Annotated in this window: 20 protein-coding genes and 1 tRNA gene; 10 read left to right on the plus strand and 11 right to left on the minus strand. The window is 68.2% G+C overall.

What is annotated here, in order from left to right; all coding sequences use genetic code 11:
* Positions 1-33 precede the first annotated feature (33 nt).
* Positions 34-2,220 carry an MMPL family transporter gene (locus FGL91_RS18225; RefSeq protein WP_153244565.1) on the plus strand — a complete coding sequence of 729 codons (2,187 nt, stop codon included), beginning with the start codon at positions 34-36 and terminating at the stop codon, positions 2,218-2,220.
* Between the two features lie 40 nt (positions 2,221-2,260).
* Here FGL91_RS18225 and FGL91_RS18230 read toward each other — a convergent pair.
* The 4 genes from FGL91_RS18230 to FGL91_RS18245 form a co-directional block, all read right to left on the minus strand.
* Positions 2,261-2,333, minus strand: a tRNA-Arg gene (locus FGL91_RS18230).
* Between the two features lie 47 nt (positions 2,334-2,380).
* Positions 2,381-2,878: an HNH endonuclease gene (locus FGL91_RS18235; RefSeq protein WP_134351903.1), complete on the minus strand. Its 498-nt coding sequence runs from the start codon at positions 2,876-2,878 to the stop codon at positions 2,381-2,383.
* A gap of 309 nt (positions 2,879-3,187) precedes the next feature.
* Positions 3,188-3,925, minus strand: coding sequence for a M23 family metallopeptidase (locus tag FGL91_RS18240; protein ID WP_052193458.1), 738 nt, complete (start codon positions 3,923-3,925; stop codon positions 3,188-3,190).
* Between the two features lie 350 nt (positions 3,926-4,275).
* Entirely contained in the window at positions 4,276-4,977 is a 702-nt protein-coding gene (locus FGL91_RS18245) for a metal-dependent transcriptional regulator (RefSeq protein WP_047522511.1), read from the minus strand.
* Between the two features lie 101 nt (positions 4,978-5,078).
* On the opposite strand from FGL91_RS18245, the gene serC reads away from it, so the two are divergent.
* The gene (gene serC / locus FGL91_RS18250; RefSeq protein WP_153244566.1) at positions 5,079-6,191 is read left to right on the plus strand and encodes a phosphoserine transaminase; all 1,113 of its coding nucleotides are present in this window, start codon (positions 5,079-5,081) and stop codon (positions 6,189-6,191) included.
* A gap of 10 nt (positions 6,192-6,201) precedes the next feature.
* Here the strand turns inward: serC and FGL91_RS18255 are convergent, their stop codons facing one another.
* Entirely contained in the window at positions 6,202-6,834 is a 633-nt protein-coding gene (locus FGL91_RS18255; protein WP_153244567.1) for a DUF3027 domain-containing protein, read from the minus strand.
* Entirely contained in the window at positions 6,818-7,198 is a 381-nt protein-coding gene (locus FGL91_RS18260) for a cold-shock protein (RefSeq protein WP_047522525.1), read from the minus strand. Before FGL91_RS18260 ends, FGL91_RS18255 begins: the two co-directional genes overlap by 17 nt.
* 118 nt (positions 7,199-7,316) lie before the next feature.
* On the opposite strand from FGL91_RS18260, the gene FGL91_RS18265 reads away from it, so the two are divergent.
* Genes FGL91_RS18265 through FGL91_RS18275 form a run of 3 tightly spaced genes read left to right on the plus strand, consistent with a single transcriptional unit; the run spans position 7,317 to position 10,992 of the window.
* Positions 7,317-7,592 carry a multidrug ABC transporter ATPase gene (locus tag FGL91_RS18265; RefSeq protein WP_131491497.1) on the plus strand — a complete coding sequence of 92 codons (276 nt, stop codon included), beginning with the start codon at positions 7,317-7,319 and terminating at the stop codon, positions 7,590-7,592.
* 10 nt (positions 7,593-7,602) lie between these two features.
* The gene (locus FGL91_RS18270) at positions 7,603-9,315 is read left to right on the plus strand and encodes a helicase-associated domain-containing protein (protein ID WP_153244568.1); all 1,713 of its coding nucleotides are present in this window, start codon (positions 7,603-7,605) and stop codon (positions 9,313-9,315) included.
* 36 nt (positions 9,316-9,351) lie between these two features.
* The gene (locus FGL91_RS18275; protein ID WP_047522531.1) at positions 9,352-10,992 is read left to right on the plus strand and encodes a DNA repair helicase XPB; all 1,641 of its coding nucleotides are present in this window, start codon (positions 9,352-9,354) and stop codon (positions 10,990-10,992) included.
* A 35-nt stretch (positions 10,993-11,027) separates the two neighbouring features.
* Here the strand turns inward: FGL91_RS18275 and FGL91_RS18280 are convergent, their stop codons facing one another.
* Complete coding sequence (locus FGL91_RS18280) at positions 11,028-12,035, minus strand: CPBP family intramembrane glutamic endopeptidase (RefSeq protein ID WP_153244569.1); 1,008 nt, start codon at positions 12,033-12,035, stop codon at positions 11,028-11,030.
* Positions 12,036-12,197: 162 nt separating this feature from the next.
* Here FGL91_RS18280 and FGL91_RS18285 point away from each other — a divergent pair, with 162 nt between their 5' ends.
* The 3 genes from FGL91_RS18285 to FGL91_RS18295 all read left to right on the plus strand — a co-directional run bounded on the left by FGL91_RS18285 (position 12,198) and on the right by FGL91_RS18295 (position 15,109).
* Positions 12,198-12,890, plus strand: coding sequence for a response regulator transcription factor (locus FGL91_RS18285; RefSeq protein WP_047522533.1), 693 nt, complete (start codon positions 12,198-12,200; stop codon positions 12,888-12,890).
* Positions 12,891-12,952: 62 nt separating this feature from the next.
* Positions 12,953-14,659: a sensor histidine kinase gene (locus FGL91_RS18290; protein ID WP_131491494.1), complete on the plus strand. Its 1,707-nt coding sequence runs from the start codon at positions 12,953-12,955 to the stop codon at positions 14,657-14,659.
* Positions 14,660-14,821: 162 nt separating this feature from the next.
* The gene (locus FGL91_RS18295) at positions 14,822-15,109 is read left to right on the plus strand and encodes a WXG100 family type VII secretion target (RefSeq protein ID WP_131491493.1); all 288 of its coding nucleotides are present in this window, start codon (positions 14,822-14,824) and stop codon (positions 15,107-15,109) included.
* A 66-nt stretch (positions 15,110-15,175) separates the two neighbouring features.
* Here the strand turns inward: FGL91_RS18295 and groL are convergent, their stop codons facing one another.
* From groL to FGL91_RS18315, 4 genes are all read right to left on the minus strand, one after another.
* Positions 15,176-16,795, minus strand: a complete 1,620-nt coding sequence (gene groL, locus FGL91_RS18300; RefSeq protein ID WP_047521477.1) for a chaperonin GroEL — start codon at positions 16,793-16,795, stop codon at positions 15,176-15,178.
* A 124-nt stretch (positions 16,796-16,919) separates the two neighbouring features.
* Positions 16,920-17,498: a LytR C-terminal domain-containing protein gene (locus FGL91_RS18305; RefSeq protein ID WP_227991732.1), complete on the minus strand. Its 579-nt coding sequence runs from the start codon at positions 17,496-17,498 to the stop codon at positions 16,920-16,922.
* 79 nt (positions 17,499-17,577) lie between these two features.
* Positions 17,578-17,835 carry a DUF3263 domain-containing protein gene (locus tag FGL91_RS18310; protein ID WP_047521479.1) on the minus strand — a complete coding sequence of 86 codons (258 nt, stop codon included), beginning with the start codon at positions 17,833-17,835 and terminating at the stop codon, positions 17,578-17,580.
* A gap of 9 nt (positions 17,836-17,844) precedes the next feature.
* On the minus strand, positions 17,845-18,837 hold the full coding sequence (locus tag FGL91_RS18315) for a DUF2332 domain-containing protein (RefSeq protein WP_153244570.1): 993 nt from the start codon (positions 18,835-18,837) through the stop codon (positions 17,845-17,847).
* Between the two features lie 71 nt (positions 18,838-18,908).
* On the opposite strand from FGL91_RS18315, the gene msrB reads away from it, so the two are divergent.
* Positions 18,909-19,313 (plus strand): peptide-methionine (R)-S-oxide reductase MsrB, encoded by a 405-nt coding sequence (gene msrB, locus FGL91_RS18320; protein WP_047521486.1) that lies wholly within the window; start codon positions 18,909-18,911, stop codon positions 19,311-19,313.
* The gene (locus FGL91_RS18325) at positions 19,310-19,909 is read left to right on the plus strand and encodes a nitroreductase family protein (RefSeq protein ID WP_153244571.1); all 600 of its coding nucleotides are present in this window, start codon (positions 19,310-19,312) and stop codon (positions 19,907-19,909) included. Before msrB ends, FGL91_RS18325 begins: the two co-directional genes overlap by 4 nt.
* The last annotated feature ends 3 nt before the right edge of the window (positions 19,910-19,912 follow it).

Consider the following 19,912-nt stretch of genomic DNA (forward strand, 5'->3'; position numbering starts at 1 on the left):
CCCGACAACAGAAACCCTTCCGAGAGGAACACGATGTCCCGCCCCGACTCCGCGCCGACTCCACCGATCAGGGAGCGTTCACGACGCCACTCCTGGGTACGCGTGTTCCTTCCGGTGGCACTGATCCTCGTCTGGTTGGTGGGTGCGTCGCTCGGCGGTCCGCTGTTCGGCAAGGTCGACGAGGTGTCGTCCAACGACCAGACGACCTATCTGCCGGAGTCGGCGCAGGCCACCGAGGTCCAGCAACTGCTCGGCGAGTTCAACGACAGCGATTCGATCCCGGCCATCGCGGTGTTCACCTCGGACGACGCGCTCACCTCTTCCGAGCTGGACGCCATCTCCGACGCCGTCGCGGACGCACCGAACGTGGAGGGCGTCGGCGACGACGTCTCTCCGGCGCTCCCCTCCGAGGACGGGAAAGCCGTCCAGGCCTTCATCCCGATCGAGAGCGACGCGGAACTCGCCGATGCGACGGCGGCTCTCGGCGACGAGCTGCGCGGCGCCGTCCCCGACGGCATCAGGGTGTACATCACCGGTCCGGCCGGCTTCAGCGCCGATCTGGTCGCGGGCTTCGCCGGCATCGACGGCCTGCTGCTCGGTGTCGCGCTCCTCGCTGTCCTGATCATCCTGGTGCTCGTCTACCGATCGTTCCTGTTGCCCCTCGTCGTGCTGTCCACGAGCCTGTTCGCGCTCTGCGTGGCACTCCTGGTCGTGTGGTGGCTCGCGAAGTTCGAGGTGCTGCTGCTCAGTGGCCAGACCCAGGGCATCCTCTTCATCCTCGTGATCGGCGCCGCCACCGACTACGCCCTTCTCCTCGTGGCACGCTTCCGGGAAGAGCTGCGGGTCTCCCAGGACAAGGGCGTGGCGCTGCTCGCCGCCTGGAAGGGGTCGGTCGAGCCGATCGCCGCCTCGGGTGGGACCGTGATCGCCGGGCTCCTCTGCCTGCTGCTGAGCGACCTGAAATCGAACAGCACTCTCGGCCCCGTGGCCGCGATCGGCATCGTGTTCGCGATGCTCTCCGCGCTGACGCTGCTGCCCTCGCTCCTGCTGCTCTTCGGCCGTGCGGTGTTCTGGCCGCGACGTCCGCACTTCGAGCCCGAGGTCGTCGCCGCCGAGCACGGCATGCGGACGACGGGCCTGTGGGCTCGGTTGGCCGGCGTGATCAAGCGCCGCCCTCGGGTGATCTGGATCGTGACCACACTCGTCCTCCTGGCCGGAGCCGCCGGGGTGACCCAGCTCGATGCCAACGGTGTTCCGCAGTCCGAGCTGGTACTCGGCGCCTCGGAGGCCCGAGACGGGCAGGTCGCGCTCGGTGAACACTTCCCCGGCGGATCCGGCAGCCCCGTGTACGTGGTCGTCGACGAGGACCGCCTGCAGGACGTCGCCGACGTGCTCCTCGCCAACGACGGCGTCGATGCGGTCTCGGTCACCGCCGCGGATTCCCCCAGCGGCAGCGCACCCGTGACGGCCGACGGCATCACGGCCGTCGGTCCTCCCGGGACGCCGGCCCCCGAGCCGACGACCGTCGACGGCGAGGTGCTCCTCCAGGGAACGCTCACGGACGCGGCGGACTCCGAAGCCGCCGCGGCCACGGTGCGTGAGCTGCGGACCGAGCTCGACGGCACGAACGCCCTCGTCGGCGGAGTCACCGCCACGTCCATCGACACGAACGACGCGTCGATCCACGACCGCAACCTGATCATCCCGGTGATCCTCGTCGTGATCATGGTGATCCTGATGCTGTTGCTGCGCTCGATCCTCGCCCCTGTCCTGCTGATCCTGACCACGGTGCTGTCGTTCGGCACGGCGATGGGAGTCTCGGCGCTCGTGTTCAACGGGGTCTTCGACTTCTCCGGTGCGGACCCCGCCGTCCCGCTCTTCGGCTTCGTGTTCCTGGTCGCGCTGGGGATCGACTACAACATCTTCCTGATGACCCGTGTGCGCGAGGAGTCGAAGGCGCACGGCACGCGCGAAGGGATCCTGCGCGGGCTCTCGATCACGGGGGGCGTGATCACGTCGGCCGGTCTGGTCCTGGCCGCGACGTTCGCCGCGCTCTCCGTGATCCCGATCCTGTTCCTCGTCCAGCTGTCGTTCATCGTCGCCTTCGGAGTGCTGCTCGACACGTTCGTCGTCCGCTCTCTGCTCGTGCCGGCCCTGACCTACGACATCGGCAAAGCGATCTGGTGGCCTTCGAAGCTCTGGCGGCGCGGAGAGGACTGAGACGCCCCGCCCCACAGCGGGAAGCGACGACCTCGTTGGGTGCCCTCGACAGGATTCGAACCTGCGACCTGCCCTTTAGGAGAGGGCTGCTCTATCCCCTGAGCTACGAGGGCGCGCGTCAAGTCTACGTGACTCGAGAGCGCGCCCTCGGCGCCCCTGGCTAGGCGGCGAGAGCCAGGTACGGCTCCCATCGCGGGTCGCTGCGTTCGGTTCCCCGCACCGTCCAGGCCGTGCCGTGCGGGGGCCGCGGCGTGAATCGCAGCTGCCAGCGCATCTCCTGCGGGGTGCGGTCGCTCTTGACGTTGTTGCAGCGCAGGCAGCAGGCGACGAGGTTCTCCCAGGAGTCCGCGCCTCCACGCGAACGCGGCAGCACGTGGTCGATCGTGGATGCGGCTTTCCCGCAGTAGCCGCACCGGTGATTGTCGCGACGGAGCACGCCACGCCGCGTGACCGGCACTCGTCTGCTCGTCGGCACCCGGACGTACCGGGCGAGGATGATGACCGCGGGACGATCGTAGACACCGTGGGTGCCCCAGACGGGGTCGTCTTCCACGCGTTCGACAACGGTCGCCTTGTCGTTCATGACGAGCACGAGGGCTCGTTTGAACGACACGATCGCGAGCGGCTCGTATCCGGCATTCAGGACCAGTGTGCGCATTCGTCATCCTCTCGATCCGCCGGGACGGCTTCCCGGCACTCTCGACTCACACGAGGTCGCGCAGGTGGCAGAGCGATCGCAGGGACGAAAAAAGGCGCCGTCTAAAGACAGCGCCTTTCGCGCACGGCAACGCCGTGGCATCCCTGCGGGCTATGCAGAAGGACGTGACGACCGAGGGCATCCATGGTTCGGATGTTCGGTATTCGCTCCATCTGCCTCTCCCCGCTGTTCGACAACGGGATCAGGCTAACCCATCTCCCTGGATGCAGGGCGAAACAGCGGGTGAATGACGGAGAACGTGTCGGGGAATCAGCCGGCGTTGACCGACAGCCACGACATGGGCTCGACGAGGCCGCCGTTGATCCAGACCTCGAAGTGGAGGTGGTTCGCGGTCGATCGTCCGGTGCTGCCGACGTAGCCGATCAGCTGCCCCGCGGCGACCGTCTGGCCGACCTGCACCTGACGCGAGCCGTAGATCATGTGCCCGTAGGTGGTCTGCACGCGCTGCCCACCGACGACACTGTCGAGCATGATGCACACGCCGTAGCCGCCGATGCTCTCTGCCGAGGCGCGGACCACACCCGCCGCGGCCGCATAGATCGGGGTTCCAGCGGGAGCGAGCATGTCGGCACCGTTGTGGCCGCCGCCGATCGTGCGACTGACGTTCCAGGAGCCCATCGGGAGCGGGTACCGGACCTCGCCGGACCCGGGCGAAGTGAGGGCGTAACCCGCGGAGTTGAACTGAGCGGACGCAGTGGTCGCGGCGGCGGCACGAGCGGCTGCGGCCTCCTCCGCCTTCTTCTTCGCGATCTCCTCCGGAGTCGTGGCGCTGAAGGTTCCGCGGCTCAGCGGCGCGGCGGTGGCCTGCGAGGCGACGACGAGTGACTGCGCGTCGACCGCGGCGAGCTGCTGCAGGGTCGTGGTCGCAGCGGCTTCGGTCGGCTTCGGCGAGGCGAAGGCCGGAAGAGCGATCCCGGCGACCAGTGCACCGACGGCCCCGAAGATGGCGATGGAACGAAGTGGCTTCAGAGCCTTGCGAGCACCCACGCGCGCGCCGGTCCGGCGGGCTGGTACTCGGTCTTCAGATGTCTTCTTCGCGGTCGGTTCGATGTCTGCGGCCAAAACGTGGTCCTCCTGGGCCCTCGCGCTTTCGGGTAGCGCTGGCTCGTCGGCACTCTGCTCTCGTGGCATGAATGTAGCTCGGGGTACTTCGTGCGTTCCTGCCGTGAAGACGACGAGCCTGGAAGGCGAATCTTCGCGGTGCGTCTCCAGCGGGCTTCTTCGCTGGCGACTCGACCGAGGTTACCGGAAGATAACGATCGTGTCACCCCAGGAACCTGACAATCATCGCAGAGGCCCGGTCGGTGGCCGTCTCCGCGCTGGGATCCCGCGGAGGATCAGGCCGGTTCACCCACCAGGAAGATGTGCGAAGCCAGCTCGACGGGAAGCTCGAGTCCGTCGGTCTGGCCGTCCATCTGGATGAGGACGTATCCCTCGCTGAAACGGAAGTCACCGTGCGCGCCGGGCACCACGCCGGCGTCGCGGAGCTGCTCCAGCAGTTCGGGGTCGACCTGCGCGGGTTCGGCGAGACGGCGGACCGTGCCTTCGACGGGCTCCCCCGCCGCGTTCAGACGCTGCACGAGACCGATGACGCCTTCGTCGAAGGTACGAGCGGGGATGTCGCCGAGCTGGTCGAGGCCCGGGATCGGGTTGCCGTAGGGCGACTCGGTCGGGTGGCCGAGGAGCTCGACCAAGCGGCGCTCCACCTGCTCGCTCATGACGTGCTCCCACCGGCAGGCCTCTTCGTGGACGAACGCCCAGTCGAGCCCGATGACATCCGAGAGCAGGCGCTCGGCGAGACGGTGCTTGCGCATCACGTCGACGGCCTTGCGACGCCCCGCGTCGGTGAGCTCGAGCGTGCGATCTTCGGAGACGATGACGAGACCGTCGCGCTCCATACGCCCCACCGTCTGCGAAACCGTGGGACCCGAGTGGCCCAGGCGCTCGGAGATGCGCGCGCGCAGCGGCACGATGTTCTCCTCCTCGAGTTCGAGGATGGTGCGGAGATACATCTCCGTGGTGTCGATCAGATCGGTCATGTGCAGGCCCTCCGGGGTTCTTAGGCAAGCCTACATTCCCGGACGGACATCGGACCCGTGCACGGTGCGGGAGCCCACCGCTCGCCCTCTAGAATCAAGCCATGGCGATCGAGATTCCCCGTGACCTCCTGCCCACTGACGGCCGCTTCGGCTGCGGCCCCTCGAAGGTGCGCCCCGCGCAACTCGAGGCCCTGGCCGCCTCGGGAGCCTCGATCCTGGGGACATCGCACCGCCAGGCCCCGGTGAAGAACCTCGTCGGAAGCGTGCGTGAACAGCTCGCTGCACTGCTGCGCGTTCCCGAGGGATACGAGATCATCGTCGGCAACGGCGGATCCACCGCGTTCTGGGATGCCGCCGCGTTCGGACTCATCGAGCGCCGCAGCCAGAACCTCGTGTTCGGTGAGTTCGGCGGCAAGTTCGCCGCCGCCGCGGGGGCTCCGTGGCTCGAGGCTCCCGATGTCCGCAAGGCCGAGCCGGGATCGCTGACCGTCGCCGAGGCCGTGCCGGGTGTCGACGTCTACGCCTGGCCCCACAACGAGACCTCGACCGGAGTCGCGGCGCCCATCGCCCGCGTCGACGCCGAGGGGCCGCTCACCGTCATCGACGCGACGAGCGCTGCCGGCGGAATCGACTTCGATGCCGCCCAGGCCGATGTGTACTACTTCGCACCGCAGAAGAACCTCGGTTCGGACGGTGGCCTCTGGTTCGCCGCCGTCTCCCCCGCCGCGATCGAACGCATCGAACGCATCGCCGCGACCGACCGGTACATCCCCGAGTTCCTCAGCCTGAAGAATGCGGTCGACAACTCGCGTCTCAACCAGACGCTCAACACCCCGGCCCTCACGACGCTGCACCTGCTCGACAGCCAGTTGCGGTGGATCCTCGACAACGGAGGACTCGCCTGGGCCGCGGCCCGCACGGCGGAGTCCTCTTCGGTGCTCTATGACTGGGCGGAAGCGTCGTCGGTCGCCACTCCGTTCGTCGCGGATCCCGCGCACCGGTCACCCGTGGTCGCGACGATCGACTTCGACGACAGCATCGACGCCGCCGCCATCGCGAAGACGCTCCGCGCCAACGGGATCGTCGACACGGAGCCCTACCGCAAGCTCGGTCGCAACCAGTTGCGCGTGGCGACGTTCGTCTCCATCGAGCCGGACGACGTGCGCCAGCTCACCCGTTCCATCGAATACGTGCTGGAGAACCTGGGCGCCTGAGCGCCCGGGCTCACTCCTCTTCGTCGACCTCGCCGGCGTCCTCATCGAGGGCGCCGGCTTCGTCGTCCTCGGCGTCTTCGTCTTCGTCCTCGTCGTCGTCCTCGGTCGCGTCCGCGTCGGCTTCGGCGGCGGAATCGTCGAGCTCATCGATGTCGACGCCGTCGACGTCACCCGCATGCAGGATGTCCGAGACGTGGTCGCCCTCATCGAGGTCATCCTCGTCTTCGTCGAGGTCCTCGTCGAGATCGTCGTCCGCGTCGTCGTCCAGCTCGTCGTCGGGCGATTCTCCGTCACCGTCCGCCGCGGCCGCTTCGGCGAGCTCGGCCTGGTGTGCGCGATACTCCGCCAGCCGCTCGGCCCAGGGCACCCACTCCGGCGCCAGGAGAGCACCTTCACCGGGGAGCAGTTCGACCTCGAGGACCGTCGGATCCTCGTCGTCCACTCGGGCGATCGTCACCGTCCAGTACCACCCGGGGTAGCCGGCGAGACGGTTCTCGAATCGCAGCGAGACCGAGCCGTCGTCCTCGGGGAGGTAGCCGGCAGCCGGTCCAATGGAGGACGCAGGGGTGATCTCGCGCAGAGCCGCCAGCGCGAGATCGTGGGCGCCGATGAGACGGGCGTCGGCGTCAGGCTTCGAGGTCATCGGCGACCTTGCGCAGGACGGCCGCGATCTTGCGGCCGTGTCCGGATGAGGGGTAGCGTCCGCGGCGCAGGTCTCCGCCGATGCCGTCGAGGAGCTTCACAAGGTCTTCGACGATGATCGCCATGTCGTCGGCGGGCTTGCGCTTGGCCTTCGACAGGCTGGGCGGCGCCTCGAGCACCCGCACCGAGAGCGCCTGGAGGCCGCGCTTGCCGTCTGCCACGCCGAACTCCACGCGCGCACCCGCCTTCACCGCGGCACCCGCAGGCATCGCAGAGGCGTGCAGGAAGACGTCCTGGCCGTCATCGCTGGCGATGAAGCCGAAACCCTTGTCTTCGTCGTAGAACCTGACCTTGCCGGTGGGCATGGGAGAACCTCGCTGAGATCGATATGCAGAACCATTGACGCGCTCGTGCGCGTACTCCCAGCCTACCGGTCGCGGGCTTCGCCGATCCGATGGTGTCGGTGAGAGTAGGCTGAGGCGGATGAGCACGAAGAATTCCGAACCGGAGGTTCCCGTCCGCCGGCTGGATCGTTTCCTGGCGTTCACCGCGCTCGGTATCGCCGCGGCCTCCGTGGTGTGCTTCTTCGCCATCATCATCGGGACCGCTGTCGGCATGGACCAGAGCGCCTTCGGCGAGGGAGCGTGGCCGTTCATCGCGGCGATCCCCTACTGGGGCCTCCCCGTCGCCTTCCTGATGATCCTCACGCTCCTCATCATGAGCTTCGTCCGAAAGGGACGCGCTTCCACGCGTTCGTGAGGAATCGGCCATGAGCACTCACGCACGACCGCTGGCGGACTGGCTGGCAGCGGCGAGCGATGACGACCTCCGACGGCTCTTCACCGCGCGTCGAGTGCGGCCGGACGCAGCCTGGCAGGACTTCTTCGACGTGGCTGAGGCGCTGCTCGACCCGGCGTCGCTGGCGAAAGTCCTCCCCTCACTGACCGCGGCCGAGGCGAGGGCCCTCACCGACACGACCTCGGGCGCTTCTGCCGGTGCCCTGCAGGAACGACTGACAGCGCTCGCTCTGCTGCGCCCCGACGGCACACCGTATCCACCCGTGACCGCCGCGATCGCGGGACGACCTTCTCCCGAGCCCGTGACGGATCGACCGGTTCCGCCCCGCTCCTCCGACGCCGCCTCGGCGCACGCGGCCGAACGCGCCTTCACGACGGTGGCCGTGCTCGCAGACCTCCTCCTCATCGCGCGGGAACGTCCCTTCGCGCTGCTCACCGGCGGCGGTGTGAACGCGGGCGAGAAGCGTCAGCTCACCGAAGCAGGTGTACCGGGGGAGCTGGTCGACACGCTGGCCTCCATCGCCCTCCAGGCAGGTCTCGCGGTCTCCGCCGACCGCCGTCTTCGATCGAGCCGGTCCGCAGAGGAATGGCTGCGTTCCTCGGCCGTCGACCGCTGGAGCGTGCTGGCACGCTCTTTTCGCGATGCCCTTCCGCGCGGAATCCGGTCCGCGGACGGCGGATGGATCCCGCCGGAGTCGTGGCTCGACGCTCACCCCTGGGACCAGGGCTGGCCGGAGCGCTCTGAAGCGCTGCACGACGCGGCCCGCCTGCTGGGCCTGATCGCCGAAGACGGCACCGAACCCGAGTGGGCCGCGGCACTGCGCAGCGGCGATGCAGCGGAGACGGACGCACTCGCGCGACTCCTTCCCGCCGAAGTCGACCGGATCTTCCTGCAGAACGACCTCACGGCCATCGCCCCCGGCCCGCTGGAACCCGCTCTCGACGTGCGGCTGCGCACGATCGCCGCCCGGGAGTCCGCGGCGCAGGCTTCGTCCTACCGTTTCACTGCGGAGTCCGTCGCACACGCATTCGCGACCGGAGAGACGGAGCAGTCGATCCTCGACTTCCTCGGCACCCTCTCGCTCACGGGAATCCCGCAGCCGCTCAGCTACCTGATCGCGCAGACGGCGCAACGGCACGGTCTGGTCCGCGTCTCCACGGACGAGGAGACCGGCCGCACCCGGATCGAGAGCACAGACGGACACCTCATCGACACGATGGCCGTCGACCAGTCGCTGCGGCCGCTCGCTCTCACCGCACACGTCGGATCGCTCACCACCCGGGTCGGCCGAGACACCGTGTACTGGGCGCTCACGGATGCGCGATACCCGGCCACCCTGGTCGGGTCTGACGGTGCCCTCCTCGTCCGCGAGCGCCACCCGGCCCCCGCGTCCGAGGCCGCACACGCCGACGCGTCGGACCTGAGCCCCCTCATCGACCGATTGCGGTCGCACCAGGGACCGGATGCCGACGCCGCCTGGCTCGATCGCGAGCTCGAGGCCGCGGTACGGACGAAGTCCGTGCTGCAGGTGACCGTCGGCATGCCGGACGGCTCGACGCGAGAGCTTCTCCTGGAGGCGACGGGGATGGGCGGCGGACGGCTGCGCGGGCGCGATCGCGCCGCCGACGTGGAGCGCACCCTTCCCGTATCGAGCATCCGCGCTGCGACGATCGTCGCGCCGTAGGCCCCGTGCCTCGCGCGACCGGTAAACTGGTCAGCTATGTCTGATGGCCCCCTGATCGTCCAGAGCGATCGCACCGTGCTGCTCGAAGTGGCCCATGCCGACGCCGAGAGCGCCCGCCACGAACTCGCAATCTTCGCCGAGCTGGAACGCGCTCCCGAACACATCCACACCTATCGCATCACCCGGCTCGGTCTGTGGAACGCCCGTGCCGCCGGGCACACCGCGGACGACATGCTCGAGACGCTGGACCGCTGGTCGCGATTCCCGGTGCCGCCCTCCGTCTCCGTCGATCTGCGCGAGACCGTGAATCGCTACGGCCGGCTGGTCATCGAGCGTGACGACGAAGGCACCCTGATCCTGCGTTCGTCGGATCCTGCCGTCCTCGCGCAGGTCGCGAACAACAAGCGCATCCAGCCTCTGCTGATCGGTCACCCAAGCCCTGAGACGTACGTCGTCGACGCCTGGGCACGCGGACAGATCAAGCAGGAGCTGCTGAAGATCGGCTGGCCCGCCGAGGACCTCGCCGGCTACACCCCCGGCACTCCGCACGAGATCGACCTCGCCGAAGACGGCTGGGAGATCCGTCCGTACCAGCAGGATGCCGTCGATGCTTTCTCGAAGGACGGTTCGGGCGTCGTGGTGCTCCCCTGCGGTGCGGGGAAGACGATCGTCGGCGCCGGGGCGATGGCCGCGACGAAGACCACCACGCTGATCCTCGTCACCAACACGGTGTCGGCCCGGCAGTGGCGCGACGAGCTGCTCAAGCGCACGAGTCTGACCCCCGAGGAGATCGGCGAGTACTCCGGCCAGGCCAAAGAGGTCAAGCCCGTCACCATTGCGACGTATCAGATCCTCACCGCGAAGCGGAAGGGCCAGTACGCGCACCTGGCATTGCTGGATGCCCTCGACTGGGGCCTCATCGTGTATGACGAGGTCCACTTGCTCCCGGCCCCCGTGTTCAAGCTCACCGCCGACCTGCAGGCCCGCCGCCGTATCGGCCTGACCGCGACCCTGGTCCGCGAGGACGGGCGCGAGGGAGACGTGTTCAGCCTGATCGGGCCCAAGCGCTTCGACGCGCCGTGGAAGCAGATCGAGGCGCAGGGGTTCATCTCCCCCGCCGCCTGCTACGAAGTGCGCGTCGACCTCCCGCCGAGCGACCGTCTCGAGTACGCCGCGGCGACCGACGACGAACGCTATCGGCTCGCTGCTTCCGCGCCGGCTAAGGTGACGGCGGTGCGCGAGCTCATCGCCAAGCATGAGGGCGAGCGCATCCTCGTGATCGGCCAGTACCTCGATCAGCTCGAGTCGCTGTCGGCGGCCTTGGATGCTCCGCAGATCACCGGGGCGACGCCGGTCGACGAGCGCGAGGAGCTGTACCGGGCCTTCCGCGAGGGCGAGATCTCGCTCCTGGTGGTGTCGAAGGTCGCGAACTTCTCGATCGACCTGCCGGAGGCATCCGTCGCCATCCAGGTGTCCGGCTCGTTCGGATCGCGCCAGGAAGAGGCCCAGCGACTCGGACGCCTGCTGCGCCCGAAGCAGTCCGGACACACCGCGAGCTTCTACACCCTCGTCGCCCGCGACACCATCGATCAGGACTACGCCCAGAACCGGCAGCGCTTCCTCGCCGAGCAGGGTTACAGCTACACGATCATGGACTCCGACGCCCTCGCCGCCTGATCTCGTCCGTTCGACCTCCCCGGAGGTCGAGCCGCTCAGCCGTGCAGGGCGCGCGGCAGATGGTGGGTCCCCTCGTGCCGGGCCGGTGCGGACACGGGCACCGTCGCCGTGCGCGTGACACCGAGGCGTCGCGCCCACCGGTCGGCGAGCACCGCGTACACGACCATCGCGATCATCGAGCCGACGAGGTCCGCCGCCGTCCCCGACGTGGCGTTCGCATCGACGAGGGCGACGGATCCGAGCAGGAAGATGAGCACGTTGTTGACGATGTGCAGGGAGATCGCCGCCTCGAGGCCGCCGGTCCGCCAGGTCAGCCAGGCGGCGACGATCGCGAAGGCCCCCACGCTCGCAGCGCCCCAGACGTCGTAGCCGTGGCCGAGGACGAACAAGGGGACGGGCACCAGGATGGCGAAGGCCGGATGCCGGAGCCAGCTGCCGACCAGCTGCATGAGGTAGCCGCGGAAGACGTACTCCTCTGCGGCTGCCTGGAAGGGGATCAGCACCAGCACGAGGAGGACCATGATCCACAGTCCGGGGTGCGAGAAGTCAGCGACCACCGCCTCTCCGGCGAGCGCCGACCACCCCAGCACGACGGCGAAGTACACGGCGAACACCGCGAGCGCCAGCAGGAGGCTCTTCCCGAGCCACCCCATCCGCAGTCGTGCCGTGACCGAGGACAGCAGCCCGACGCCACGGCCTTCCACGACCCGGGATGCCAGCAGCAGGGCGGGGATCATCAGGATCAAGGGGAGCACCAGCGCGATCAGCAGCCAGGGACGGTCGAGGTCGAAGTACCGCACGGAGGTGAGGAGCACCATCATCTCGTCGCCCCACCCCGGGATGACCACCGCTGCGACGACCAGGGGCACCGTCAGGACGAGGAGGAGGACGATGTAGAACGCGAGGGCGACGAGCCCGGTCAGGAGCGGCCGCCACCAGCGATATCGCGGTCGCAGGTGCGCCAGGCGGTGGTACGGGATCTGCGTGGCAGGCGAGAGTGTGGGCGGGGCGGGGGCGGCGGACGCGTCCTCGTTCGAGCTCATGTCTCAATCCTGGCCTGTTCACCTGTGCCTCTCCTCCCACCCCGGAATGATGTCGTTTCCCGCGGGTGACGAGCGCGTCGGCGGCCTCCCGGGAGAGCGCGACTCCACGCCGTTCCGCACAATAGTCAGCATCCGCATGGCCGGAGTCACCATAATGGGGACATGACTGCTCCGCGCATCCTGGTCGTCGATGACGAACCCAACATCCGCGACCTGCTCTCCACGGGTCTCAGCTTCGCCGGATTCCAGGTGAAGACGGTCGCCAACGGCGCCGCCACGATCTCGGCCGTCCTCGAAGAGGAACCGGACCTGATCATCCTGGACGTCATGCTCCCCGACATGAACGGGTTCAGCGTGACCAAGCGCCTCCGCGGCGCCGGGTTCACCGCCCCGATCCTCTTCCTGACGGCGAAAGACGGCACCGACGACAAGATCGAGGGTCTCAATGCCGGCGGTGACGACTACGTCACCAAGCCGTTCAGCCTCGACGAGATCGTGGCCAGAGCGCAGGCGATCCTCCGCCGCACCATGCAGGCCGACGAGGAGTCGATCATCCGTGCCGGCGAGTTGTCGATGGACCAGGACACCCATGACGTCCACGTGGGCAAGGAGCCGATCGAGCTCAGCCCGACCGAGTTCAAGCTGCTGCGCTACCTGATGCTCAACCCGAACCGTGTGCTGTCGAAGGCGCAGATCCTCGACCACGTGTGGGAGTACGACTTCAACGGTGACGCGGGCATCGTCGAGAGCTACATCTCGTACCTTCGCCGCAAGATCGATCCCCACACCGAGGAGTCGCTGATCCAGACGAAGCGCGGCTTCGGATACATGTTGAAGGTCGGCAAGTCGGCCTGACCCCCGGGCCACCACCACTCGACGCCGCACAGCGGCGTGTTCGCCGCACCGAGGAGGACCGCATGGCGCACAAGCCCGATGCGGTCACCAGCTGGTGGCGCCGCATCAGCCTCCGGGCGAAGGTGACCGGAGTCACGGTGGCCGTCCTGGCGCTCGGGCTACTGGTGGCAGGCATCGGAACGGTGCCGATCCTGCGCAACGCCCTCGTCGCGAACATCGATGCGCAGCTTCCCGCGCTGGTCTCCGGTGATCTCGTGGAACGGTACTTCGAGACCGCGACGGTGGACGGAACCACCACCTACACACCGCGCGAAGAGCAGCCGCGGGACTTCTCCTTCGCCATCTACGATGCGACCGGGGTGCTGCGGGCCACCGCGCGCGGCACCTCCGGCCCGTCGCCCCTCTTCCCCTCCGAGTATTCGCTCGCCAAGGCGACCGCCGATTCCGAACGCACCCCGATCGAGCTCGCAGGACCCGATGGCGAGGTCTTCCACGCCGCGGTCGCCGTGGTGGGCTCGGAGGGAAGCGGGGGCGCGCTCCGCATCCAGCTGGTCGCCCTGCCGCTCGCACCGGCGGATCGTATCGTCAGCCAGTACTTCGGTATCTACATCACAATCGCCCTGATCACGATCCTCGTCGCCGCGCTGCTCACTCGCGGCCTCGTCACCCTGACCTTCCGCAGACTCGGCCAGGTCGAGGCGACCGCCATGTCGATCGCCGCCGGCGACTTCCGGCAGCGCCTCACCGATCTCGAGCCGACGACGGAGGTCGGCCGTCTGAACGCGGCGATCAACACGATGCTCGATCGTGTCGACCGCTCGCTCGCGCAGCGCGACCGGACCGTGCAGCACATGCGACGTTTCATCGGCGACGCCAGCCATGAGTTGCGCACACCCCTCGTGAGCGTTCGCGGGTATGCGGAGCTCTATCGGATGGGCGCGATCAAGGGCGAGGAGGACACCGCCAGAGCCATGGAGCGCATCGAGAAGGAAGCGATCCGGATGGGCGTCCTCGTGGAGGACCTCCTCGCGCTGGCACGCCTGGACGAGGAGCGGGAACCGGAGATCGTCCCGCTCGATCTGCGTCCGATCGCACGCGACGCTGCACTCGACCTGCGCGCCGCCGCTCCTGGCCGGACGGTCACCGTGATCGACCGGACCGTCGGCGCCCCGGCCACGACCCCTTTGCGCATCACTCCTTCCCCGCAACCGCAGGATGCCGCGTCCCCGGCTCCCCGCGGACTCTCCCGGACAGCACTCTCCCGTCTGCGTCGCCGTCCCCGTGCTCCCGAGCCGGCTCCGGCCATCGACTTCACCGAGATCCCGGACATCCCCGTGCGGACGCCTCCGATCGTGCTCGGGGAGGAGAACAAGGTGCGCCAGGTCGTCACCAACCTGCTGGGAAATGCCCGCCGCTTCTCCCCCGAGGACGGGCCGATCGAACTCATCGTCGACTCCGACCGCGTCCGCGGCACCGGGAGCATCGCGGTCGTGGATCATGGCGAAGGCATCCCGCCGCAGATCCGTGAGCAGATCTTCGAGCGATTCTGGCGCGCCGACACCTCACGGGCGAGGGAAACAGGGGGATCGGGCCTCGGCCTCGCGATCGTCGCGTCGATCATGAAGGCGCTGCACGGGGGCGTCGAGGTGTCGGAGACCCCGGGCGGCGGAGCGACCTTCACGGTCACCCTCCCCCTCGCACCGGCCCGCGCGACCCCCGCACACCTGCTCGAGGACACGCAGCCGTTGGAACGGCTCGACCTCCCCTGACCCGTAGCCGCCACGGACGAGGGGACGATCCGTGACGCCGAGAGTTCTGCACGGCTCACGGGATCGATCGGCTTCCCCCAGGTGCCGAGTCCTCCCGTGACGGACGTGATTCTCGGTGCCGCCTCGCACCTAGCGTCGGAGCTCCAACGAGAAGGAGTTCCCATGTCTGTCTTCACCGTCGACACCGAAGCCGTCCACGCTGCCCACGGCGCCGTCAGAGCCACCATCGAGCGCCTGCAGAGTGAATCGGCGACGCTCATGGCCCAGCTCCGTCAGCTGCAGACATCCTGGGTCGGAAGCGCCTCCAACGCATTCCAGGGCTGTGCAGAGCAGTGGCAGGGAGCCCAGCTGCATGTGGAGCAGGTCCTCGACTCGATCGGCACCTCGCTCGGATCGGCCGCCTCCCAGTACGCCGATGCCGACCAGTATTCGGCGAGCCTGTTCCGCTGAGACTGGTTCCCGAGAATGCAGAACGCCCCCGGCCGAAGCCGGGGGCGTTCTGTCAGGAAGGATGGATCAGAAGTCCATGCCACCCGACGGGTCAGCCATCGGAGCAGCTGCCTTCTCGGGCTTGTCGGCCACGACGACCTCGGTCGTGAGGAACAGAGCCGCGATCGATGCCGCGTTCTGCAGCGCCGAGCGGGTGACCTTGGCCGGGTCGATGATGCCGGCGCCGAACATGTCGACATACTCGCCCGTCGCCGCGTTCAGGCCCTGGCCCGCGGGGAGCTCGGCGACCTTGTTGGCGACGACACCGGCCTCGAGACCGGCGTTCAGCGCGATCTGCTTCAGCGGAGCCTGGATGGCGACGCGGACGATGTTCGCGCCGGTCGACTCGTCGCCCGTGAGCGAGAGGGCGTCGAGCGCCTTCGTGCCGGACTGGATCAGCGCGACGCCACCACCGGGGACGATGCCCTCCTCGACGGCCGCCTTCGCGTTGCGGACGGCGTCTTCGATGCGGTGCTTGCGCTCCTTGAGCTCGACCTCGGTCGCTGCACCCGCCTTGATGACGGCGACGCCACCGGCGAGCTTGGCCAGGCGCTCCTGGAGCTTCTCGCGGTCGTAGTCGCTGTCGGTGTTCTCGATCTCGCGACGGATCTGCGTGACGCGACCCTCGATCTGGTCGGCCTCGCCGGCACCCTCGACGATCGTGGTCTCGTCCTTGGTGACGATGACCTTGCGCGCACGGCCCAGCAGGTCGAGCGTGGCGTTCTCCAGCTTGAGGCCGACCTCTTCGGTGATGACCTGACCACCGGTGAGGATCGCGATGTCCTGCAGCTGCGCCTTGCGACGGTCGCCGAAGCCGGGAGCCTTGACGGCGACCGACTTGAAGATGCCCTTGAGCTTGTTCAGCACGAGCGTCGCGAGAGCCTCGCCCTCGACGTCCTCGGCGATGATGACGAGCTCCTTGCCGTCCTGGATCACCTTGTCGACGATGGGCAGGAGGTCCTTGATGTTGGAGACCTTCTGGTTCGCGATGAGGATGTACGGGTCCTCGAAGACAGCCTCCTGGCGCTCCGGGTCCGTGACGAAGTACGGGTTCAGGTATCCCTTGTCGAAGCGCATGCCCTCGGTGAGCTCGAGCTCGGTGCCGAACGTCTGCGACTCCTCGACGGTGACGACGCCTTCCTTGCCGACCTTGTCGATCGCCTCGGCGATGAGCTCGCCGATCGCGGGGTCCGCAGCGGAGATGGAAGCCGTGGCCGCGATCTGCTCCTTCGAGTCGATCTCCTTGGCGGTCGAGAGCAGCTCCTCGGTGATCGCTGCGACGGCCTTCTCGATGCCGCGCTTGAGCGAGATGGGGTCGGCGCCGGCCGCGACGTTGCGCAGACCTTCACGGACCAGAGCCTGAGCGAGGACCGTGGCGGTGGTGGTGCCGTCACCCGCGACGTCGTCGGTCTTCTTGGCGACCTCCTTGACGAGCTCCGCGCCGATCTTCTCGTACGGGTCGTCCAGCTCGATCTCCTTGGCGATGGAGACACCGTCGTTCGTGATCGTGGGGGCGCCCCACTTCTTCTCGAGGACGACGTTGCGACCGCGCGGGCCGAGGGTCACCTTGACCGCGTCGGCGAGGATGTTCAGGCCGCGCTCGAGGCCGCGGCGGGCCTCCTCATCGAAAGCAATGATCTTTGCCATGAGTTTTTTCGTCCCTCCTGGACGTAGACGTTGGGTTTAGCACTCAGAGTGAGAGAGTGCTAACGCCATTCTGGCACTCGACACCTTCGAGTGCAAGCCGCCGGGCGCGGGTCGCCTCCGGAGGTCAGGAGGCGGGCTCGTCGGCGGGTGTCTCCGGCGCGGAGGGCGACCGATCGAGACCGATCACCACGGTGAACTGCTTCTCCCCGTCTTCGGTCTGACCGGAGTAGTAGTCGCTCTGCTGGACCTGTGCACCACCGAGGAGGTTGGCCAATCCGATCGCGGCCTCCTCATCCTCTTCGTTGACGTAGAAGACGGTCGTCTCGGCGAAATCCTGGCTGGAGCTGTCGCCGGCGAAGACGTCGTCGGCCGCCCAGCCGTTGTTGATCAGAGTGTCGCGCATCTGCGTGTCGAGACCCTCATCCGGCGTCCCGTTCAGGACCATCACGGAGATGGTCGGGTCGACGATCCCCGTGTCGACCGGCGACGGGACCACGGACGGCGCGGCCTCGGGGAACAGCGAGACCCGCCCCATCACGACGAGCGAGCCGAAGATGCCGGCGATGATGAGGATGAGCGCGGCGACGAAAGACCACAGCAGCACGACCCAGCCGTTCATGCCGGGAGCTTCGGCGCGGTGCGCTCCCACACGTCCGGAGGAACGGGGAACGTCATCGAAACGATCGCGGGAGGGCTTTGACACCCCTCGATGCTAGCGGCAGGTTCCTGTCAATCGGTTCTGCGGCGAGGCGACGACGCCCCCGCGATTCGGGCAGGACCGCTCAGCCGACGAAACCGGGGGTGCGTGCGCGACGCCGTGCCGCTCGCGAATCGCGGAGTCGACGGAGCCTGCGCACCAGCATCGGGTCGTATTCCAGCGCGACCTCCGAATCGATCAGACGTCCGAGGAGCTGGTAGTAGCGCGCGGCGCTCATCCCCAGCTGCGTGCGGATGACCTCTTCTTTCGCCCCGTCATGCCGGGGCCAGGTCCCTTCCAGGGCGAGGATCGCGCGATCGCGCTCCGTGAGGTCTCCGATCATGGGTACAGGTTAGGACGCGTTCGCAGGCAGAGCCGCTCGCCACTCCCACCAGCGCCCGAGCGGATCCGCAGCAGCGCGCACTCGACCGTCCAGCGCGACCACGAAACCCGGCCAGTCGTCTGCATCGACCGGCGGCTCCCAGACGTCGAGCACACCCGGCGGATCGATCGTGATCCAGCGCGCGTCCAGGCCGTCGATGGTCGCGACGAGCGCGTTCCGGGACGCCCACGGGATGTGCACGAGCACCCCCGGCGTCGTGATGACGAGGGTGGCGTCGTTCGGGGCGGACGCGGCGAGCGCCTCGATGGACGCCAGCGCATCTCCGGCGACGAGCCTCGGAGGATCGGCCGCGACGATGTCGAGGGCAGCGGCGATGCGCTCATCGCGTCCCGTCTCGCCCGGCCACACGAGCCCCCGCAGCCAGCGACGGTCACGCTCGTCCCCCGCGTCGAGCGGAGCCAGGTCGATTCCGGCACGCCAGACCACCTCCGGTATCCGCAGGGGCGGCAGGGGTCCGGACACCCGGGTCTCCAGCACGACCGAGGACGGTCCGTCCACCGGATCCAGTGCGACACGCACCTCCCCGTGCTCATCGGCGACGCGGTACGAATACCGATCCGGATAGAGACAGAGCCCGGCTGCCGCGCCGACCTCGAGCAATGCCACCGGGCCGGGTATCTCGGAGAGCACGGGAAGGAGGGCGGCGAGTCGAAGCGGCTCGTTGGTCTGCAGCGACCGGCGGGCGCACTCGACGACGATGTCGTCCGCGTGCTGCAGCACGAAGCGCCGCCACTGCGGGTATGCGGCCAGCGGTGCGCCGAGCATCCGGGTGACGGCGAACACCAGCGGCGGCTGCCTCCTCGTCTCCGGGATCCGGCGGAGGACCGCCCGCACCGCATCGTCCGACGCGACGCCGCTCGCCCATTCGACGTAGAGGGCGCTGCGACCCGGCGCCTCGTCACGAGCGAAGCGCGCATACCGCTCCTGGACAGCATCCGTCATCCGTCCATTCTGACGCGAAGCACCCGAGAGGCCGTTGCAGGAGGGAGAATGGAGGCGACTCAGGAGGACACATGTCGTACAGCGTGGACAAGACCGAAGACGAATGGCGCGAGGAGCTCGGTGATGAGCGATACGCCGTGCTGAGGAAGGCCGCCACCGAGCGCGCGTGGACGGGAGAGCTTCTCGATGAGGAACGCGCGGGTCTCTACACCTGCGGAGCCTGCAACGCCGAGCTGTTCAAGAGCGGGACCAAGTTCGACTCCGGCTGCGGCTGGCCGAGCTTCTACGAGTCGATCCGCCCCGATGCGGTGGAGCTCCTCGAGGACGACAGCCTGGGCATGGTGCGCACCGAAGTCCGCTGCGCCAACTGCGGCTCGCACCTCGGCCACGTGTTCCCGGACGGGTTCGGCACGCCGACCGGCGACCGCTACTGCATGAACTCGATCGCGATGAACTTCACCCCCGACGCCTCGTGAGCGCCCTGGACGCCGTTCGCGCGCGTCAATCTTGGTCGAAGGTGGAAGACACGGCCCCCGGCCGCGAGGAGTTGCTGACCTTCGTGGCCGCCGCCGGTCGCGTGGCCGATCATTCCTCGTTGCGCCCGTGGCGGCTCATCGAGCTCCGGGGCGCGGACCGCGAAGTCCTCGGCGCCGCCATCGCGAAAGCCCAGGGCGACTCCTCCCCCTCCACCAAGCCGCTGAGAGCTCCGCTGCTGATCGCCGTCGTCGCGAGCTACCGCAAGAGCGAGAAGGTGCCGCGCTGGGAGCAGGAGGCCGTCGCCTCCGGCGTCGCGCACATGCTGAGTCTGCTGCTCGATGAGGCCGGGTGGGGCGTGATCTGGCGCACGGGTCACTACACCCGCGCCAAAGCAGTGGCGAAGGCTCACGGCCTCGGCAAGGACGAAGCACTTCTGGGCTGGCTCTACGTCGGTGGCAAGCCGGAGGGCAAGAAGGCGGGACGCCGCAAGATGGTCGATGCGCGGAAGCTGCTCACGCGCATGCCCGCGCCCGGGTCGGCTTCCCCGAAGAAGCCGAGCAAGAAGAAGAAGAAGAAGGCCGAGAAGAAGAAGTAACGC

Origin of the sequence: Microbacterium sp. CBA3102 (assembly GCF_007954505.1) — a bacterium.
Taxonomy (GTDB): domain Bacteria; phylum Actinomycetota; class Actinomycetes; order Actinomycetales; family Microbacteriaceae; genus Microbacterium; species Microbacterium aurugineum.

What these genes read in the sequence shown, in the direction of transcription:
- FGL91_RS18225 (WP_153244565.1), top strand. Translation starts at nt 34, where the DNA reads ATGTCCCGCCCCGACTCCGCGCCGACTCCACCGATCAGGGAGCGTTCA.
- FGL91_RS18235 (WP_134351903.1), bottom strand. Translation starts at nt 2,878, where the DNA reads ATGCGCACACTGGTCCTGAATGCCGGATACGAGCCGCTCGCGATCGTG.
- FGL91_RS18245 (WP_047522511.1), bottom strand. Translation starts at nt 4,977, where the DNA reads ATGACCGATCTGATCGACACCACGGAGATGTATCTCCGCACCATCCTC.
- serC (WP_153244566.1), top strand. Translation starts at nt 5,079, where the DNA reads ATGGCGATCGAGATTCCCCGTGACCTCCTGCCCACTGACGGCCGCTTC.
- FGL91_RS18255 (WP_153244567.1), bottom strand. Translation starts at nt 6,834, where the DNA reads ATGACCTCGAAGCCTGACGCCGACGCCCGTCTCATCGGCGCCCACGAT.
- FGL91_RS18260 (WP_047522525.1), bottom strand. Translation starts at nt 7,198, where the DNA reads ATGCCCACCGGCAAGGTCAGGTTCTACGACGAAGACAAGGGTTTCGGC.
- FGL91_RS18265 (WP_131491497.1), top strand. Translation starts at nt 7,317, where the DNA reads ATGAGCACGAAGAATTCCGAACCGGAGGTTCCCGTCCGCCGGCTGGAT.
- FGL91_RS18270 (WP_153244568.1), top strand. Translation starts at nt 7,603, where the DNA reads ATGAGCACTCACGCACGACCGCTGGCGGACTGGCTGGCAGCGGCGAGC.
- FGL91_RS18275 (WP_047522531.1), top strand. Translation starts at nt 9,352, where the DNA reads ATGTCTGATGGCCCCCTGATCGTCCAGAGCGATCGCACCGTGCTGCTC.
- FGL91_RS18280 (WP_153244569.1), bottom strand. Translation starts at nt 12,035, where the DNA reads ATGAGCTCGAACGAGGACGCGTCCGCCGCCCCCGCCCCGCCCACACTC.
- FGL91_RS18285 (WP_047522533.1), top strand. Translation starts at nt 12,198, where the DNA reads ATGACTGCTCCGCGCATCCTGGTCGTCGATGACGAACCCAACATCCGC.
- FGL91_RS18290 (WP_131491494.1), top strand. Translation starts at nt 12,953, where the DNA reads ATGGCGCACAAGCCCGATGCGGTCACCAGCTGGTGGCGCCGCATCAGC.
- FGL91_RS18295 (WP_131491493.1), top strand. Translation starts at nt 14,822, where the DNA reads ATGTCTGTCTTCACCGTCGACACCGAAGCCGTCCACGCTGCCCACGGC.
- groL (WP_047521477.1), bottom strand. Translation starts at nt 16,795, where the DNA reads ATGGCAAAGATCATTGCTTTCGATGAGGAGGCCCGCCGCGGCCTCGAG.
- FGL91_RS18310 (WP_047521479.1), bottom strand. Translation starts at nt 17,835, where the DNA reads ATGATCGGAGACCTCACGGAGCGCGATCGCGCGATCCTCGCCCTGGAA.
- FGL91_RS18315 (WP_153244570.1), bottom strand. Translation starts at nt 18,837, where the DNA reads ATGACGGATGCTGTCCAGGAGCGGTATGCGCGCTTCGCTCGTGACGAG.
- msrB (WP_047521486.1), top strand. Translation starts at nt 18,909, where the DNA reads ATGTCGTACAGCGTGGACAAGACCGAAGACGAATGGCGCGAGGAGCTC.